This is a genomic window from Arthrobacter sp. 24S4-2, from assembly GCF_005280255.1.
Taxonomy (GTDB): Bacteria; Actinomycetota; Actinomycetes; order Actinomycetales; family Micrococcaceae; genus Arthrobacter.
In genome coordinates this window covers 2,618,605-2,633,795 of record NZ_CP040018.1, presented here as the reverse complement: position 1 = coordinate 2,633,795, position 15,191 = coordinate 2,618,605, and the positions used below count along the sequence as shown (strand labels likewise).

19 protein-coding genes are annotated in these 15,191 nt (G+C 66.0%); 8 read left to right on the top strand and 11 right to left on the bottom strand.

Going from position 1 to position 15,191, the window contains the following annotated elements; genetic code table 11:
- Positions 1 to 81: 81 nt before the first annotated feature.
- Entirely contained in the window at positions 82 to 1,047 is a 966-nt protein-coding gene (locus FCN77_RS12025; RefSeq protein ID WP_137322446.1) for a 1-phosphofructokinase family hexose kinase, read from the bottom strand.
- Between the two features lie 208 nt (positions 1,048 to 1,255).
- Positions 1,256 to 2,005 (bottom strand): SDR family oxidoreductase, encoded by a 750-nt coding sequence (locus FCN77_RS12020; RefSeq protein WP_137322445.1) that lies wholly within the window; start codon positions 2,003 to 2,005, stop codon positions 1,256 to 1,258.
- Between the two features lie 539 nt (positions 2,006 to 2,544).
- Here FCN77_RS12020 and FCN77_RS12015 point away from each other — a divergent pair.
- Positions 2,545 to 2,937 (top strand): GyrI-like domain-containing protein, encoded by a 393-nt coding sequence (locus tag FCN77_RS12015; protein ID WP_254678968.1) that lies wholly within the window; start codon positions 2,545 to 2,547, stop codon positions 2,935 to 2,937.
- 299 nt (positions 2,938 to 3,236) lie between these two features.
- Here FCN77_RS12015 and FCN77_RS12010 read toward each other — a convergent pair whose 3' ends face one another.
- A complete protein-coding gene (locus FCN77_RS12010) occupies positions 3,237 to 3,662 on the bottom strand; it encodes a DUF302 domain-containing protein (RefSeq protein ID WP_137322443.1) in 426 nt (141 codons plus the stop codon).
- A gap of 29 nt (positions 3,663 to 3,691) precedes the next feature.
- Positions 3,692 to 3,949: a metal-sensitive transcriptional regulator gene (locus FCN77_RS12005; RefSeq protein ID WP_137322442.1), complete on the bottom strand. Its 258-nt coding sequence runs from the start codon at positions 3,947 to 3,949 to the stop codon at positions 3,692 to 3,694.
- Between the two features lie 191 nt (positions 3,950 to 4,140).
- On the opposite strand from FCN77_RS12005, the gene FCN77_RS12000 reads away from it, so the two are divergent.
- The 3 genes from FCN77_RS12000 to FCN77_RS11990 all read left to right on the top strand — a co-directional run bounded on the left by FCN77_RS12000 (position 4,141) and on the right by FCN77_RS11990 (position 7,587).
- Positions 4,141 to 5,550: a rhodanese-like domain-containing protein gene (locus FCN77_RS12000; RefSeq protein ID WP_137322441.1), complete on the top strand. Its 1,410-nt coding sequence runs from the start codon at positions 4,141 to 4,143 to the stop codon at positions 5,548 to 5,550.
- Positions 5,551 to 5,734: 184 nt separating this feature from the next.
- Positions 5,735 to 6,934: an MFS transporter gene (locus FCN77_RS11995; protein ID WP_137324752.1), complete on the top strand. Its 1,200-nt coding sequence runs from the start codon at positions 5,735 to 5,737 to the stop codon at positions 6,932 to 6,934.
- Positions 6,935 to 7,026: 92 nt separating this feature from the next.
- Positions 7,027 to 7,587 (top strand): multicopper oxidase domain-containing protein, encoded by a 561-nt coding sequence (locus FCN77_RS11990; RefSeq protein WP_137322440.1) that lies wholly within the window; start codon positions 7,027 to 7,029, stop codon positions 7,585 to 7,587.
- 249 nt (positions 7,588 to 7,836) lie between these two features.
- Here FCN77_RS11990 and FCN77_RS11980 read toward each other — a convergent pair whose 3' ends face one another.
- From FCN77_RS11980 to FCN77_RS11960, 5 genes are all read right to left on the bottom strand, one after another.
- On the bottom strand, positions 7,837 to 8,601 hold the full coding sequence (locus tag FCN77_RS11980; RefSeq protein ID WP_137322439.1) for a sulfite exporter TauE/SafE family protein: 765 nt from the start codon (positions 8,599 to 8,601) through the stop codon (positions 7,837 to 7,839).
- Positions 8,598 to 9,215 carry a rhodanese-like domain-containing protein gene (locus FCN77_RS11975; RefSeq protein WP_137322438.1) on the bottom strand — a complete coding sequence of 206 codons (618 nt, stop codon included), beginning with the start codon at positions 9,213 to 9,215 and terminating at the stop codon, positions 8,598 to 8,600. Before FCN77_RS11975 ends, FCN77_RS11980 begins: the two co-directional genes overlap by 4 nt.
- A gap of 156 nt (positions 9,216 to 9,371) precedes the next feature.
- Complete coding sequence (locus FCN77_RS11970; RefSeq protein ID WP_137322437.1) at positions 9,372 to 9,674, bottom strand: rhodanese-like domain-containing protein; 303 nt, start codon at positions 9,672 to 9,674, stop codon at positions 9,372 to 9,374.
- A gap of 84 nt (positions 9,675 to 9,758) precedes the next feature.
- The gene (locus FCN77_RS11965) at positions 9,759 to 10,088 is read right to left on the bottom strand and encodes a metal-sensitive transcriptional regulator (RefSeq protein WP_137322436.1); all 330 of its coding nucleotides are present in this window, start codon (positions 10,086 to 10,088) and stop codon (positions 9,759 to 9,761) included.
- 2 nt (positions 10,089 to 10,090) lie between these two features.
- On the bottom strand, positions 10,091 to 10,405 hold the full coding sequence (locus FCN77_RS11960; protein WP_137322435.1) for a rhodanese-like domain-containing protein: 315 nt from the start codon (positions 10,403 to 10,405) through the stop codon (positions 10,091 to 10,093).
- 141 nt (positions 10,406 to 10,546) lie between these two features.
- Between FCN77_RS11960 and trxA the strand changes: the two genes are divergently transcribed.
- The 4 genes from trxA (at position 10,547) to FCN77_RS11940 (ending at position 13,942) form a co-directional block, all read left to right on the top strand.
- On the top strand, positions 10,547 to 10,912 hold the full coding sequence (gene trxA / locus FCN77_RS11955) for a thioredoxin (RefSeq protein WP_137322434.1): 366 nt from the start codon (positions 10,547 to 10,549) through the stop codon (positions 10,910 to 10,912).
- Positions 10,913 to 10,986: 74 nt separating this feature from the next.
- Positions 10,987 to 11,478, top strand: a complete 492-nt coding sequence (locus tag FCN77_RS11950; protein WP_137322433.1) for an OsmC family protein — start codon at positions 10,987 to 10,989, stop codon at positions 11,476 to 11,478.
- 902 nt (positions 11,479 to 12,380) lie between these two features.
- Positions 12,381 to 13,331, top strand: coding sequence for an MFS transporter (locus tag FCN77_RS11945; protein ID WP_368074332.1), 951 nt, complete (start codon positions 12,381 to 12,383; stop codon positions 13,329 to 13,331).
- An 8-nt stretch (positions 13,332 to 13,339) separates the two neighbouring features.
- Positions 13,340 to 13,942: a hypothetical protein gene (locus FCN77_RS11940; RefSeq protein WP_137322432.1), complete on the top strand. Its 603-nt coding sequence runs from the start codon at positions 13,340 to 13,342 to the stop codon at positions 13,940 to 13,942.
- A 594-nt stretch (positions 13,943 to 14,536) separates the two neighbouring features.
- Here the strand turns inward: FCN77_RS11940 and FCN77_RS25950 are convergent.
- Together FCN77_RS25950 and FCN77_RS27695 are read right to left on the bottom strand one after the other, a co-directional pair.
- Positions 14,537 to 14,701: a hypothetical protein gene (locus FCN77_RS25950; RefSeq protein WP_175417241.1), complete on the bottom strand. Its 165-nt coding sequence runs from the start codon at positions 14,699 to 14,701 to the stop codon at positions 14,537 to 14,539.
- A gap of 79 nt (positions 14,702 to 14,780) precedes the next feature.
- Entirely contained in the window at positions 14,781 to 14,978 is a 198-nt protein-coding gene (locus FCN77_RS27695; protein WP_368074331.1) for a transglycosylase domain-containing protein, read from the bottom strand.
- Between the last annotated feature and the right edge of the window lie 213 nt (positions 14,979 to 15,191).

The window sequence follows — 15,191 nt, the reverse complement described above, 5'->3', positions numbered from 1 at the left end:
CGTGACAGCTCCACCCGATAGGCGTATTGCTTGGCCGTACCCGACACCCACGTTAGAGCTGGCTCTTTGGCCCCATGCAGTTCAAAGCACGGCCGACGCAAGCTCTGCCTCGAGCCGCTCGACGTCGCCACGGTGGCACAGTTCGGTCGCAGGCGTCATCGCTGTGGCGCTGCCAGCGGCGACGGCCGCCCGGAAAGCTGTTTCCAGAGGGTGCCCCTGCGCTAGCCGGAGCACAAACGCGCCGAGAAAACTATCACCGGCCCCCACAGTGCTGATCACGTTCACCACTGGAACCTTCATGCGGATGATGCCCGCTTTCGAGGCGAGTACGGCTCCCGCTCCACCGAGAGTCAGGGCGACACACTCCGCGGACCCGTCCGCGACCAGTGCGGAGACTGCTTCAATCTGGCCCTGCTCGCTGGGAAGAGAGGCACCAAAATGCGTCTCGAGCTCACGCAGGCTGGGTTTGATCAGAAATACGCCTTCGGCCATCGCCGCGGCGAGGGGCGGCCCGGACGCGTCCACTACACAGCGGGCACCATGCTGGCGCGACAGGCGGGCTACCCTCGCGTAGAAATCTTCGGGAACCATTGGCGGCAGACTGCCGCTGGCCACCACGTATCCCCCCTCCGGGATCGATTCGTCAACACGAGCCAGGCAGGCCCGCCACTCCTCTTCGGTGAGCTCGGGGCCCTCGAGCACGAATCGGAACTGCTTTCCGGTCCTGGTTTCATCAACCGTGAAGTTCTGGCGGGTATGCCCACGGATCGGTATCGCCAAGGCCGGGACCCGCTCGGCTTCGACAAGCCGACGATAAGCATCTCCTGTCGGACCGCCAGCTGCATATATCGCCAGGGTTTGCCCGCCGAGTCGCTGGATTACCCTGGCCACGTTCAAGCCTCCGCCGCCCGGATCGAGACGGCTCGCGCCGCACCGCAGCTTATGACCGCTGATGACCCGCTCCGTTGAAGTGCTGACGTCCAAAGCCGGATTCACCGTGACAGTGAGAATTGGCTTCGCGCCGCCCGTGGGCTGTAAGGCTTCCATACGTCACAGCATAGGGACCTGGCGTTTCCGAACCCATGGCCCGCCCGAATCCCCCGCCGCGGGCGAGCAGCGGACACGCATGAGCAGTTGGTGATGCGTCAAGAGACAAAGCCGGCCAGAGAACGACTCGGCGACGCCCAGAAAGTCTCGCTGACCCCTTTTCCGGAGTAGGGGTAACACGTATGTGCGGGCATCGCGGCGGTCTTCGTTATTGCGCTGGTGGGCGGGCGCTAATCGTGCCGGCGGTTTCGCCACCATCGATGACGAATTCGGCGCCCGTAACAAACGAGGACTCATCTCCAGCCAGATAGACGACCAGATCCGCGACCTCTGTTGGCTGGCCGATCCTGTGCATCGGAACATGGTCCGTGTCGAACGTCATGCCTTCAGTCATCGGTGTCTGGATAACGCCTGGGTGCACCGAGTTGACCCGGACTCCGGAACTTCCAAGGTCCAATGCGGCGCTCTTTGTCAGGCCCCTTACCCCGAACTTGGACGCCGTGTACCCGGAGAGCTGTTCGTACCCGCGCAGACCGGCGATCGAAGAGATGTTTATGATGGAGGCCGCACCCGTCAAGGCCAGCGAGGGTGCTGCTGCTTTGATGCCGTTGAAGACTCCAGTCAGGTTCACATCGATAATCCGGGACCACTGATCATGGCCGTATTCATCGATCCGCCCGAAGTTCACAATGCCGGCATTATTGACCAGTACACTCAGGCTGCCGAATGCGCTCATCGCCTCGCCCACCGCCTTGTCCCAGTCGAATGGCTTCGTAACGTCCAAATGTACAAAGCGGACGCCGTCGCCGAGCTGCGCCGCAAGTTGCCCACCCTCGGCGTCAAGGACATCACCGACGATGGCCTTCGCCCCTTCATTCAGGAACCGCGCGATGATCGCCGCGCCGATGCCCCGGGCCCCGCCGCTGACCAGAGCCACTTTGCCGTCCAACCGCCCCATGACGTAACCCTTTCCAGAGCAATGATCTCAAGTCATGCTTGCGCTCCACCGGAGAGCCACAGGCGCCATCCCAACGATCAGCTCTGTTGTGAAGGGCCCTTGTACCCCTCATTGCCAGCTAAGGCAGCGATGGCTTAGGAACCTGATGGCCTGGATGCCTGTGGCCGGGGATTCGTGGCATGCTCGGTGGCGCCCCTGGGTTCGGCCGCCGAGACCAACTCCGAGTTGGCAGACCCAGCGGCTGGCTGTCCCTCTCGGGCCAAGGTGCTGGCCACCGCCTACTGGGACGACCCGCGGGTTTACGACGGATACGCGGCGATGGGTCTTGACGATTCTCAGTGAAGCCATCGAATAAGCCTTGGGCAGGACCCCCGCCGAACGTCATTCCCCGCGTCATCTCGCCAGGGCGCCAGGGACGTTCGGCCCTGTCGGAGGCGGCGCGCGCGGCGGAGTCTGGTGTCATGAGTGACACCAGTCCACAACCCAGAATTGTGCACACGGTTGAGCAACCGACGGCCGTCGTCCACGACAGGATCCCCATGGATGCCCTGACTGAATTTTTCGGCCGGGCTTTTGGCGCCGTAATGGCCGCCGCCCAGGTACAGCACGTTCAATTGGCCGGTCCGCCTTTTGCTCTGTACCGCGGAATGCCCACCCGAACCGTCGACGTCGAGGCCGGATTTCCTGTCAGTGGCAATTTCATGGAGACGGAAGGAGTGGCAAAAGGCACCCTCCCGGAAGCCGAAGCATTCGAAGCGGTGCACATCGGTCCGTACGACAGTCTTGAAAAGACGTACGGGATCATCCAGGAGCACATGAAGGCGGGAGGATTCACTCCTTCAGACACGATGTGGGAGTACTACCTGAGCGATCCGGAAACAGAGCCTGATCCAACGAAGTGGCAGACGCGGGTGGTCTGGCCCATCGCCTGAAATACCAACCGTCACCATGCCAAAGGTCCTGTGCTTATCTCCGGCGCAACAGCGCAGGGCTGGACGCCCAGGAGACTCTAAGCTGTTGCGGCTTTGAAAGGTCTGCTGATCGGAAGCCCACGCCACGAGCCTCAGCCCGAGGAGAATCCAGGGGCGGGTCCGGGCCTCGGGCGCCGTTTGGGCGCAAGTTCAGGGGTTCCTGGCGGAGCTGCTCCTGGCCGAGTGTGTTGAGTGATGATGTCTCAGCACCGGTCGGCGACTCGGCAGGGCTTCTTGATGCCGCGGAGGTACGGAGCGCTTCAGTTCCCGGGGATTTCTGCGCCGCTGAGGGTGTGCAGGGCTGCCCGGAGCCGGGCATCGGCGTCGTTGGCGACGTCGCGGACGGCGGGGCTGTTGCTGAGCTTCACCATGGTCTGCGGGTCGATGGCCTGGACGGTTGTCTCGGCGGCGTTCTTGCTGCGGCGGACGACGACGTTGCAGGGCAGCAGCGCGCCCATATCCGGTTCCGCGGAGAGGACCCGGCTCGCCAGGGCCGGGTTGCAGGCACCCAGGATCACGTAGTCGCCGAGCTCCTCGGCGGCGCCGGCACCGAGTTTGGCCTCAAACGTGGCACGGACGTCGATCTCCGAGAGGATGCCGAACCCCTGTCCGGCGAGGGCCTCGCGGGTGCGCTGCACGGCCTGTTCCCAGGCCAGCGGGACGGTGACGGTATGCGTGTAGCTCATGGCTGCTCCTACAGTGATAGTCAGGGGTCTCAGGCGAGGGACAGGAAGAGTTTTTCCAGGTCTTTGGTGTCCATGGTCGAATCCCCGCGGACAAGGCATTGCTCTAGGCCGCTGGCGATGATGGCGAAGCCGGCCCGGTCCAAAGCCTTCGAGACAGCGGCGAGCTGGGTGACGATGTCCTTGCAGTCCCGCCCCTCCTCCAGCATGCGCGTGACGCCTGCGAGCTGTCCCTGGGCGCGCTTCAGCCGATTGATAACCGGGGTGAGTTCTGTCGAATCAAGTTCCATGGCGGACTCCAAAAGTGGTGGGTACTTTGCTAATTCTATACCCCGGAGGGTATAAGGGCCAGCAGCGGGTCGCCGGCATCCAGCCGCGCAAGGACCATTTGCAAGATACCCCAGGGGTATTACCGTAGTGGTTAGAGGTACGGAGGATCCCCTCCCGGAAACTCCCCCACCGCCCAACGAAGGAGAGCCCCATGCTCATCGAGCGCATCTACGACGAAGACCTCGCCCAGGCCAGCTACCTGATCGGCTGCCAGGCCAAGGGCGAAGCGCTTGTTGTCGACCCCCGCCGCGACATCGACGTCTACCGGTCCCTGGCTGCAGCGAACGGGATGAAGATCGTGGCCGTCACCGAGACCCACATCCACGCGGACTTCCTCTCCGGAACCCGTGAACTGGCCGCCGCGACCGGCGCCACCGCCTACGTCTCCGGTGAGGGCGGAACGGAGTGGCAGTACGGCTTCGAGGCTGAACGCCTGAACGACAACGACGAGATCACCCTGGGCAACATCACCGTCAAGGCCGTGCACACCCCGGGCCACACCCCGGAGCACCTGTCCTTCCTGATCACCGACGGCGCGTTCGCCGACACCCCCGGCTACCTGCTCTCCGGTGACTTCGTCTTCTCCGGGGACCTGGGCCGCCCCGATCTGTTGGACGAGGCAGCCGGCGGCATCGACACCCGCTTCGCCGGCGCCCGGCAGCTCTTCGCGAGCCTGCGGGAGAAGTTCCTGACCCTGCCGGACCACGTCCAGGTCCACCCCGGCCACGGCGCCGGCAGCGCCTGCGGCAAGGCCCTCGGCGCCATCCCCTCCTCCACGGTCGGCTACGAACGGCTCTACTCCTGGTGGGGCACGTACCTGGCAGCCAACGACGAGGAAGGCTTCGTCGCCGAACTCCTCGACGGCCAGCCCGACGCCCACGCCTACTTCGGCCGGATGAAGCGCGAAAACCGCGAAGGCCCCGCCGTCATGGGCGAACGCGCCCCGCTGACCGAACTCGCCACCGCCGACGTCGTCCGCGACCTCGCCGAGAACACCGTGACCTTCGTCGACACCCGCCCCAACACCCAGGTCCACGAAGGAACCGTCACCGGCTCCCTCAACATCCCCGCCGGCAAGTCCACCGCCAGCTTCGGCGCCTGGGCGGTCAACCCGGAAACCGACAAGAACCCGCTCGTGCTGCTGGCCCCCACCCAGCCCGCCGCGCAGGAGATGTGGGACCACCTGGTCCGCATCGGCATCGACAAGATCGCCGGCTACGTCACCAGCCTCGACGGCCTGCCGGCCAGCACCCCGCAGCTGATCCAGCCCGAAGACCTCGAAAGCTTCAACGCCGCGATGATCCTGGACGTCCGCAACCGCACCGAACACGCCGCAGGACACATCCCCGGCTCCCACCAGCTCAGCAGCGGCCGCGTGATGTGGAACCTGGACCAGCTCCCCGCCCACGGCACCATCGTCTCCTACTGCCAGAGCGGCGTCCGCAACTCCGTCGCGGCCAGCGCCCTGCGCCGCGCCGGCTACGACGTCGTCGAACTCGACGGCAGCTACGCCGGATGGACCGCCCGCCAGCAGACGCGGGAATCTGTTCCCAGCAACTGAGCCAGACAACATCTGAAGTGAATGAATGACAGCGTTGGCGGCGAACCGGGACACCGGGCCGCCGCCAACGCATTTCCCGGCGAACAGGAGTTCAGAGATGACGCCCGGCAACACCCCCTCACCGCACGACCACATCGTGCGCACAGGCCTCTCACTGGGCCTGCGTCAGAACATCGCCCAGTTCATGCTCTTGGTCGCCGTCAACGCCCTCGTCGGCGGAACCCTCGGCCAGGAACGCACGGTCCTGCCGCTGCTCGCGGACCAGGTCTTCCAGCTGGACCTTTACACCTCCGCGCTGACGTACATCCTGGCGTTCGGGCTGGCCAAGGCCGGAACCAACTACTTCGCCGGCACCCTCTCGGACCGCTACGGCCGCAAACCCGTGCTCATCGCAGGATGGCTCATCGCCATCCCGGTCCCGCTGCTGCTGATTATCGGACCGTCCTGGGGCTGGATCGTCGCGGCTAACGTGATCCTGGGCATCAGCCAGGGACTGACCTGGTCCACCACCGTGATGATGAAGATGGACCTCGTCGGCCCGTCCCGCCGCGGCCTTGCCATGGGCCTGAACGAGGCGGCCGGCTATCTTGGCGTCGCCGTCACCGCCCTGGCCACCGGCTACATCGCCGCCAACTACGGGCTCCGCCCGGGACCGTTCCTGCTCGGAGCCGCCTACATCGCCGTGGGCCTCGGCCTCTCGGTCTTCGCGGTGAAGGAAACCCACCACCATGCCAAGCTGGAAGCCGCCAACCACACCGCGGCCCATGCCGATGCCCACGCGGATCTGAGCAGCCGGCAGGTCTTCACCTTGACCAGCTTCCGCGACAAGTCCCTCTCCTCGGTCAGCCAGGCCGGCATGGTGAACAACCTCAACGACGGTCTCGCCTGGGGCCTGTTCCCCGTGCTCTTCGCCGCCGCCGGGCTGACCATCGAGAAGGTCGGTATCCTCGCCGCCGTCTACCCCGCCGTCTGGGGTGCAGGCCAGCTCGTCACGGGTGCATTGTCGGACAAGTACGGACGTAAGTGGCTGATCGTCGGCGGCATGCTCGTCCAGGCAGTGGCACTGGGGATGGTCGCCCTCGGCCAGGACTTCGGGATCTGGCTGACCGCAGCCATCCTGCTCGGCGCCGGCACCGCCATGGTCTACCCCACCCTGCTCGCGGCCATTGGTGACGTCGCCCACCCGGCCTGGCGGGCACGCTCTGTGGGAATCTACCGGCTGTGGCGCGACGGCGGATTCGCCGTCGGCGCGTTGCTCGCCGGGATCCTCGCGGATGCCTACGGCATCCCGGCGGCGGTCGCCGTCGTCGGTGGCCTCACCGCACTGTCGGGAATCCTCGTGGCCGTCCGGATGCGCGGCACGGACCACGAACCCGCAAAGTAGAAGCCACCGCCAGCGTCCTTGGGACCTTGGCGTCCACTCGATATTCAACTCAGAATCAGGCCGGCAACTGCTCGAAGGGGAGCACTCATGGTGTGGGGTTACCGAAACAATATGGGCTTGGAGGGCTGCTCCTGATCATCGGAATTGTGCTGAATTCCCGGTACTCCCCGGCGGCCGGGACGGATTTCGCCCAGCCGGGCAAGTTGTGCAGCAGCCACGGGCGGCTGCAGGCCCGGCTCGAGGAGACCCCCGGGCAGGTTCAGCTCGGCGGCGCCCAGGCATCGGCACTGGCATACAACGGCGGGGTTCCCGGACCAACCCTGCGAGCCCAGACCGGGGACGTGCTCAACGTCGAGCTGGTCAAGAGGCTGGCTGTCCCGACCAACCTGCACGTTCACGGCCTCCACGTCTCGCCCCAAGGCAAAACGAAGCTAATCGGTATACCCAGTGGGGTATACGAATTACCTTACACCTGCAAGCGGGAACCGGCCAGAGCGACGGCCGATAAACCGTGGTCGCCAATGGGAGGACCGCTCCAAAGGCCGGGCATCCGGCCCATGCCCGAAAATTCAGGTAGGCCAAAATACCCCATGGGGTATACTGATCAGACGATCCACTTATGCAAGGGAGCAACAAGATGTGCCGTGCGGTGACATGTAAGAAGTGCCAGAAGACGACGTGGGCGGGCTGCGGCCAGCACGTTGATCAGGTCATGCGCGGGGTTCCGAGCTCCCGGCGTTGCCGCGGGCACGAGCAGGAAAAGTCGGCCGGCAAGGGATTTTTCGCGAAGCTGTTCGGACGGTAGGTCCACCCTGCCGGCGCCGGGGAATAGGCGTTGGGGAATAGCGAAAGCGCCGGAGGACGTGTCCTCCGGCGCTTTTCTTGTGCCTGAGCAGTAAGTCTCAGGAGAGGAGCGCCTGCCCGGCGACGTAGGCGGCGATGACGAGGACGAGGATGCCGAAGCCGCGCTTGAGTGCTTTGTCCGGGATGGTGGTGCCGATCCGCCCGGCCGCGAGGGAAGCTACCATTGCGGTACCGGCGAAGGCTGCCGTGACGGCCCAGTCGATCTGCAGATCGCCCAGGTGTGCGGCGAAGCCGGCGGCGGCGTTGATGACGATGATGACGAGGGAGGTCCCGACGGTCAGCGCCATCGGGAGCCCGAGCACCAGGGTGAGTGCGGGGACGATCAGGAAGCCGCCCCCGACACCGAGCAGACCGGTGAGGAACCCGACGACGGCGCCGGTGGCGATCGCCTTGGGCAGGCAGCTGCGCCAGTTGACCCCGCCCCCGGGCAGTGCGCAGGCGCCGCCGGAGAATTTGGACGGCATCAGCATCCGGACGCCGGCGAAGACCATAATGGCGGCGAAGGCCAGCAGCAGGATCTTCGGGTCCAGGAGCCGGTTGACCACCGCACCGAGGTACGCGGTCACGGTTCCTGCGGCGCCAATGATCAGCGCCAGTCGCCAGTTCACCCCGTTCCGCAGCCGGGGCAGCACCGCGACGGCGGAGGACGCGCCGACAACGACCAGCGACATCGGGATCGCCGCGGCAAGCGGCAGCCCCACGCCATAGACCAGGGCGGGCACGGCGAGGATGGATCCGCCGCCTCCGACCAGGCCCAACAGGGCGCCGACGATCAGCCCGAACGCCGCCGCGGAGATGATCATGCCCGGGCGTCCAGGTTCTGCAGGGCCTGGTGCGCGGTGGGCTCATTGGCGGAGCGGTTCCACGGCATCCTGGAGAGCACCTGGCCCATGGCACAGCTGTTCGTGGCAGCGGAGAACGTCAGGCCCGCCCCGATCCCGCCGGCAACCAGGCCCAGCTTGGGTGAGACGAATTTCGCCGCGACGATGCTGGCGAGCACCAGGGAACCCGCGGTCATCCGGACCTGGCGTTCCAGGGCCCAGGGGCCACGGCCGCGGACAACGTTTCCGTCAGCGGCGGCGTAGGCGGGGACTCCCCCGGTCAGGACACTGGCGCCGGCCAGCCCGACGGAATCCAGGTGCTTACGGGCCTGCTCGGCCCGGTTGCCGGACTGGCAGACCAGGACCACGCGGGTGCCCATCTTCGCCGCGAACTCCTCAGTGTGCTCACTGAGCATTGGAAGCGGGACGTGGTAGGAACCCTTGATGTGCAGGGAATCGAACTCCGCACCACTGCGCACGTCGATGATCATCAGGTCGTCGTGGTTGTCTTCCCAGGCCTTCAGGGTCGAGGCATCGATGGACCGGGGAGCAGAATCAGCGGAATTGGTCGTGTTCAAGGAAGTCAAGGTAGTCATTGTCTCTTTCGGTAAGTCTTGGAGCATTTCTGGTGGCGGCCCCGCACCCGCGGGTGGCCGCCGCCCACCGCCCGGTTCCCGGTGTCAGGGACCGGGGCCGGGCAGGTGGAAGCCCGGGCGGCATTTGGGGGGCATGCCGCCAGGGCGGTCCGGGGGTCAGCTCGTGGGGAGGCCTGCGGCTGTCCAGTCGAGCATTCCGCCGGGCACGGTGTAGGCCGTGAAGCCCGCGGCCGTGAGCTGGCCCGCGGCCGCGGCGCTGCGGCGTCCGCTCCGGCACACGGCAATGACAGGTTGGGACCTGTCCAGCTCGTTGAGGCGGCCGGCAAGTTCACCCAGGGCAATATGCTTCGCCCCGGGGATCATGCCATCGGCGACTTCAGCTGTTTCGCGGACATCGACGATCTGGGCGCCGCTGCCGCTCTTGAGCTGCTCCGCGAGCTGATCCGGGGTGATTTCCATGGGCTGGACCTTTCGGTTGGACGGGGCTGTTGTGCTGGATATTTGGGCTGGGCGCCCGTTGCCCTGGCACTGGCCGGAGCCGGCCTAGATCAGGCGCAGGAAAAGCGTGCGGATTTCCTTCAGGGTGGGCCTCTGGGCCGGCAGCCCAGGCTGCCCGCCGCCTGCCGGGAGGACGTCCGCGGGATCGGTGAGGCCGTCGCGCATCGCCGCCGAGATCAGTTCGAATCCGGCCTTGTCCAGGGCACCGCGGACCGCCGACAGCTGGGTGACAACGTTCCGGCAGTCAGCCCCGGATTCGACGGCGGCAATCAGCGCCGTGAGCTGGCCCCGGGCGCGCTTGAGCCGGTTCACCGTGCGGCGCCTGCCGGAGTCCGGTCCGGTTTGGAGCTGCGGGAGGCTGACGGTGGAGGACATCCTCACTTGCCGCCGGACCGGTAGGTGACAAGGTGCCCGTTGCGGTACCACTCGGTGATGCCACCCATGACATTCACCGCGTCATAACCCTCCGCTGCGAGGTGCGCCGCGGCCCGGGAACTGCGGCCCCCGGAAGCACACATCACATAGACCGTCCGACCGACCGGAACGTCACCGAGGGACTGCTGGAAACGCGAGAGCGGAATGTTCCTTGTTCCCGGGACGCACGCCTCCGAGTACTCCCCCTCTTCCCGGACGTCGATGATGGAAACATCAGACCCAAGTGCTGCCAGGTCGTCCACTGAAATACTCTTCATGCTGGTGTCCTTTCATGGTGTCCGGCAGCCCGGGCGGGTAGTTACCCCCTCCATCATGATACCCCAGGGGGTATTAATGCAAACTGGCGCCGACCGACTTCCCCCATTGCCCGCATACCCCCCAGGGTATACAATTTTCACATGGCAACCATCGACATTTCCGAAAAGACCTTCAACGACACCATCACCGGCAACGACATTGTCCTGGTGGATTTCTGGGCAGCCTGGTGCGGGCCCTGCCGGATGTTCGCCCCCACTTTCAGCAAAGCCTCCGACACCCACACGGACGTCGTCTTCGCCAAGGTGGACACCGAGGCCGAGCCTGGCCTCTCCGCCGCCGCCCGCATCACCTCCATCCCCACCCTGATGGCCTTCAGGGAAGGGATCCTCATCTTCTCCCAGCCGGGGGCGATGAACGCAACCGGACTGGAACAGCTCATCATCGGCATCAAAGAACTGGACATGGAAGAGGTCCGGGCGAAAGTGGCAGCCGCCACGGCATCCTAGGAAGCCACCTGACCCCCGGCCCCGGACGGGGGCTTCCGCGGCATGACCAACAGACGGATCGAGAAGCACATCATATGAGCAGCGAACCAGTCATCACAGCCCCCGGCAGCACAAAGCCCGCCGCTGACCTTACATCCGGGGACCGCCAGCCGGTACGCGTCGTGCACCGGGGCGGAGACCGCTTCGACATCAATGTCCGCGGGCACGTCATCCGGACCGACCAGCCGGCCGGCGACGGCGGGGAAGACACCGGCCCCACCCCCACGGAGCTGTTCATTGCGAGCCTCGCAGGCTGCGTCGCGTTCTACGCCCGCCGCTACCTGGACCGGCACAACCTGCCCACCGAAGGCCTGGCCGTGGACGCGGACTTCCAGATGGGCTCACGCCCTGCACGCGTCGCCCGGATCGATGTGCACCTCACCATCCCCGCCGGCGTGCCCGCCGAACGCCGCGAGGCTCTCCTCGCCGTCGCCTCCCACTGCACCGTGCACAACTCACTGACAACAGCCCCCGAGATCTCGGTGGCCTTCGCCGGCGACCCCGGACACCCAAACGAAAACCCCTAGGGTGGAGCCCGACGCGGCCGGGAAAGCGCGCGTCATCCACGCCATTAAGGGCGGCAGCTCCATGCACAGCAACGCTCGGCGCGCCGAAGGAACAATCTCACGCCCGGCAAGCCAGCCGACCGGCACGCCCCACGAGACTTGTGGATCATGCTGACAGGACCAAAACGCTGACAGCAGACCCTGCGGATTGCCGCCTGGCCTTCGGTTGCACCCTCGGGACCGACCGGACGCATCCAGGGCCATGGCTGCGTCCGGCACAGGTCGAGGTTTCAGCAACGCGCCCCCGGAGTCCGGGGACGCGTTGCCGGGCAGGCCTGGGGCAGCTGGGTCAGGCGCAGGTGCAACGCTGTTCCGTCGGGACGTCGGCCATTACCGACTCGACGTGCTCACCGCAGCCGGCCCAGGTGATCTTTCCACATTTGTTGCAACTGACGGGACTGCACATTCTGACTCCTAAGGTAAGTTGGCTATACAACCCAATAATACCCCAGGGGGTATCGCTTGCCAAGCCCCGCGGAAGGCTTGCATACCCCTCGGGGTATCTGAGATACTGTCAGAATGGCAACACCTCCCGTGTCCACTGGACCACGGTCCCCCGCATCCCTCGCCGGACACGCCGTAGGCGTCCCGGGACAACGCAAGGTAGTCTCCGTCCTGGTCAGCGGCCAGATCCTCGGCGGCATCGGGATGGGCGCCACCTTGTCCCTGGGCTCCCTGCTCGCGGCACAGCTTTCCGGATCACCAGCGTGGTCGGGCATGGCCGCCACCATGAGTACCCTCGGGGCAGCCGTCGCTGCCGTGCCTCTTGCCCGGCTCGCAGTCGCCCGGGACGGCGGCGGTCACTGTCCACCGGGGCGCTCATCGCAGGAGCCGGGGCCGTCATTGCCATCACGTCAGCTTCGGTGTCGGTCTTTCCCCTGCTGCTGCTCGGTTTGATGCTGCTCGGAGCGGGATCCGCGGTCAACCTGCAGGCAAGGTTCGCCGCCACTGACCTTGCCCGGCCCGGCACCAGGGCGCGGGACCTCTCGATCGTTGTCTGGTCCACCACCATCGGGGCAGTGCTTGGGCCGAACCTCTTCGGCCCGGGCGAAGCCGTTGGCGCGGTGCTCGGCCTGCCGCCCCTGACAGGCGCCTTCGCCTTCTCTGTGGCTGCGCAACTGGGCGCGGCCCTCGTGTACCTGACCGGGCTGAGACCCGACCCGTTGCTGGCGGCGATGTCGATGCGCGACTTGAGCGTCAAGGCACCCCGGCCACGGAGCGGTTCGCTGATACTGCGCAGCAACCCGAGGGCACGCTATGCGGTGGCCGCTGTCGCACTCAGCCACGCCACCATGGTGGCACTCATGTCCATGACGCCGGTCCACCTGCGCGAGCACGGAGCAAGCCTGGTAATCGTGGGCTTCACCATCAGCCTGCACATCGCCGGGATGTACGCCCTCTCCCCCATTTTCGGTTGTCTGGCGGACAAAGCCGGCAGGCTGCCCGTCGTGCTCGTGGGCCAGGCCATGCTCCTGGCCTCCCTGCTGATCGCCGGTGTCGCGGCGGACTCCCGCACCGCCGTCACGATCAGCCTCGTCCTGCTGGGACTCGGATGGTCGGCTTCGGTAGTGGCGGGCTCGGCTATGGTTGCGGAATCGGTCCACATCCAGGACCGGCCCGCCATCCAGGGGATCTCGGACTTGAGCATGAATGCCGCCGGCGCCGTCGGCGGTGCCCTGGCCGGCCCGGTCCTGGCCTCGGTGGGCTACTCCGGACTCGGTTTCCTCGCGATGACCCTGGTCGCTGTCGTCGTCATCTGGACCGCACTGCACGCCCGCCGCCCATCGGCGCCCGCACAACCCGTGCGCAGCTAGGAGCCGACATGGATACGAACGGCCGGATCGAGCAAGAAATCTTGGCCGACGGCGACCGTGAAAGGGTTTATGCACGGCTGGATACCCTGGGCCGTGGCTGGCGCCAACTTCGCAGCTGGCAGTGGTCGCGGGCGGCCGCTGCTGGCATCGCCGCTGCCGCCGCCGCGGCTGTTGTCCTCTCAATGAACGGCATGATGACAGTAACCGGACCCGCCTGGTGGAATGCCGTAGTTGTCGCAGTCGGTTCGATTCTGGCCGGCCTCGTAGTCGGCAGCTACATCGGCGCGCCGATCGGGGCCGAGGCCACCGTCTGTGACGCCCGCTGGCCCATATTTGGCCTCACCGGGCTGGTGCTCGCAACGTCCACAGGCCAGGAGACCCTGGCCGCACATCTGTTCACCGGCGCCGACCCCGCAGTGCAGGCGGAGGTGATCCAGCCCGCCTTCGCACTCCTCTCCCTGGCTTTGTTGGGCTGGGCACTGCGGGAGCGCCTCGAACTCGAGCGGAAAGCCGTATCACCCTCCGCCGATGGGGATACAGGCGGTGTGTGCACTACCTGCCGGCAGCTCTTTCCCACCAGGCCAGGTCCGCCGGGCGGCCCGGACGCCTGATGGCAGCGGGCCTTACAGACGGATGTACGCCCAGCCTTCCCACTGCCGCGTCGCCAGACGGGCCACGGCAGCCGGCACGGAACCGACACCGGGAAGCAACTGCCCCGGTGTCAGTTCCACCGAACGCAGACTGTTCCCGCAGGCAAGGATCCGGATGCCCTGGCCGAGGGCTTCGCTGATGGACTCCCCAAGACTGAATCTGTCGCCAGCAGACCGACTCCCGGGCCCTGAACGGCGACCTCGATAGGGACACCCGGAGTGAGGGCCGCCACTGCGTTACACGCACCGCGCAATGCTGCGGCGAGCCTGGCGCTCTCGGCCGGTCCAGCGAACTGGACCAGAACGCCCCGCGGGGCCTCGCCTCCCGGGTTAACGTTCGAAAATGCAGTGTCCGGCATGACGGCTCCTTCAATAACAGCGAGGCCGGCCTTTGGCCCGCCAAAGACCTGTGCTGGTCGGCACGCAGGTCGCTTGCCGCAGCCCCCCATGTCCTGATTCATCTGGTGGCTGTGCCGGCCGGCCTCATCGTCCCACCATGGGGGCAGGGGGGCCGGGCGAACGGCGCGGTGGAGTACTGCGGCGCCGCGGCGTTCATCAGGCGTCCCCATTGGCCGCCGGCAATATCGGCGCCGTGGCGGCGGCATAATACTTTCCGTTGATGGTGACGTTTTGGTTGACCCAGCGCGGCCCGATGCCCTGGTAGCTTCCGAACCATGAGGCCGTGGATATCCCTGGGGTGGCACCGACGGTCCAGGCCATTGATGTGTCCTTGCTGGAGCGTTTTGTCCAGGACGTCGTTTCTGCGGGCCACCACGTGGTCCGGTTCGGTCAGGGGGTCCTAGTAGACGGGGCTGTTCACGACGCCGGCCAGGGCTGCGGCCTCGGGCAGGGTGAGGGCGCTGGCGGGGACGTTTAAGTTCTCTTTGGCTGCGGCGTCGATGCCGTAGGCGCCGTTGCCGAAATAGACGATGTTCAGGTAGCCCTGCAGGATCTGGTCCTTGGAGTACTTGGTCTCCAGGGCAATGGCGAGCTTCATTTCCCGCAGCTTGTCACCGATGGTTTTGGAGCAGCCGAGCTTGACCTGGTCGCTTTAGCCCTGGGCGACGAGGGATTCGATGATCATGTTGTTCACGTACTGCTGCGTGATGTTCGAGGCGCCCTGGCGGCCGCCCTGGGCGGTGGCCACGAGGCCCGGAGGATCCCAGTGGTGTCGCTTCCGCCGTGCTGGTAGAAACGCGCGTCCTCGATG

Excerpts from the sequence above, each read along its gene's own strand:
- FCN77_RS12025 (WP_137322446.1), bottom strand. The coding sequence starts at position 1,047 with ATGGAAGCCTTACAGCCCACGGGCGGCGCGAAGCCAATTCTCACTGTC.
- FCN77_RS12020 (WP_137322445.1), bottom strand. The coding sequence starts at position 2,005 with ATGGGGCGGTTGGACGGCAAAGTGGCTCTGGTCAGCGGCGGGGCCCGG.
- FCN77_RS12015 (WP_254678968.1), top strand. The coding sequence starts at position 2,545 with ATGGATGCCCTGACTGAATTTTTCGGCCGGGCTTTTGGCGCCGTAATG.
- FCN77_RS12010 (WP_137322443.1), bottom strand. The coding sequence starts at position 3,662 with ATGAGCTACACGCATACCGTCACCGTCCCGCTGGCCTGGGAACAGGCC.
- FCN77_RS12005 (WP_137322442.1), bottom strand. The coding sequence starts at position 3,949 with ATGGAACTTGATTCGACAGAACTCACCCCGGTTATCAATCGGCTGAAG.
- FCN77_RS12000 (WP_137322441.1), top strand. The coding sequence starts at position 4,141 with ATGCTCATCGAGCGCATCTACGACGAAGACCTCGCCCAGGCCAGCTAC.
- FCN77_RS11995 (WP_137324752.1), top strand. The coding sequence starts at position 5,735 with ATGCTCTTGGTCGCCGTCAACGCCCTCGTCGGCGGAACCCTCGGCCAG.
- FCN77_RS11980 (WP_137322439.1), bottom strand. The coding sequence starts at position 8,601 with ATGATCATCTCCGCGGCGGCGTTCGGGCTGATCGTCGGCGCCCTGTTG.
- FCN77_RS11975 (WP_137322438.1), bottom strand. The coding sequence starts at position 9,215 with ATGACTACCTTGACTTCCTTGAACACGACCAATTCCGCTGATTCTGCT.
- FCN77_RS11970 (WP_137322437.1), bottom strand. The coding sequence starts at position 9,674 with ATGGAAATCACCCCGGATCAGCTCGCGGAGCAGCTCAAGAGCGGCAGC.
- FCN77_RS11965 (WP_137322436.1), bottom strand. The coding sequence starts at position 10,088 with ATGTCCTCCACCGTCAGCCTCCCGCAGCTCCAAACCGGACCGGACTCC.
- FCN77_RS11960 (WP_137322435.1), bottom strand. The coding sequence starts at position 10,405 with ATGAAGAGTATTTCAGTGGACGACCTGGCAGCACTTGGGTCTGATGTT.
- trxA (WP_137322434.1), top strand. The coding sequence starts at position 10,547 with ATGGCAACCATCGACATTTCCGAAAAGACCTTCAACGACACCATCACC.
- FCN77_RS11950 (WP_137322433.1), top strand. The coding sequence starts at position 10,987 with ATGAGCAGCGAACCAGTCATCACAGCCCCCGGCAGCACAAAGCCCGCC.
- FCN77_RS11940 (WP_137322432.1), top strand. The coding sequence starts at position 13,340 with ATGGATACGAACGGCCGGATCGAGCAAGAAATCTTGGCCGACGGCGAC.
- FCN77_RS25950 (WP_175417241.1), bottom strand. The coding sequence starts at position 14,701 with ATGGCCTGGACCGTCGGTGCCACCCCAGGGATATCCACGGCCTCATGG.
- FCN77_RS27695 (WP_368074331.1), bottom strand. The coding sequence starts at position 14,978 with ATGAAGCTCGCCATTGCCCTGGAGACCAAGTACTCCAAGGACCAGATC.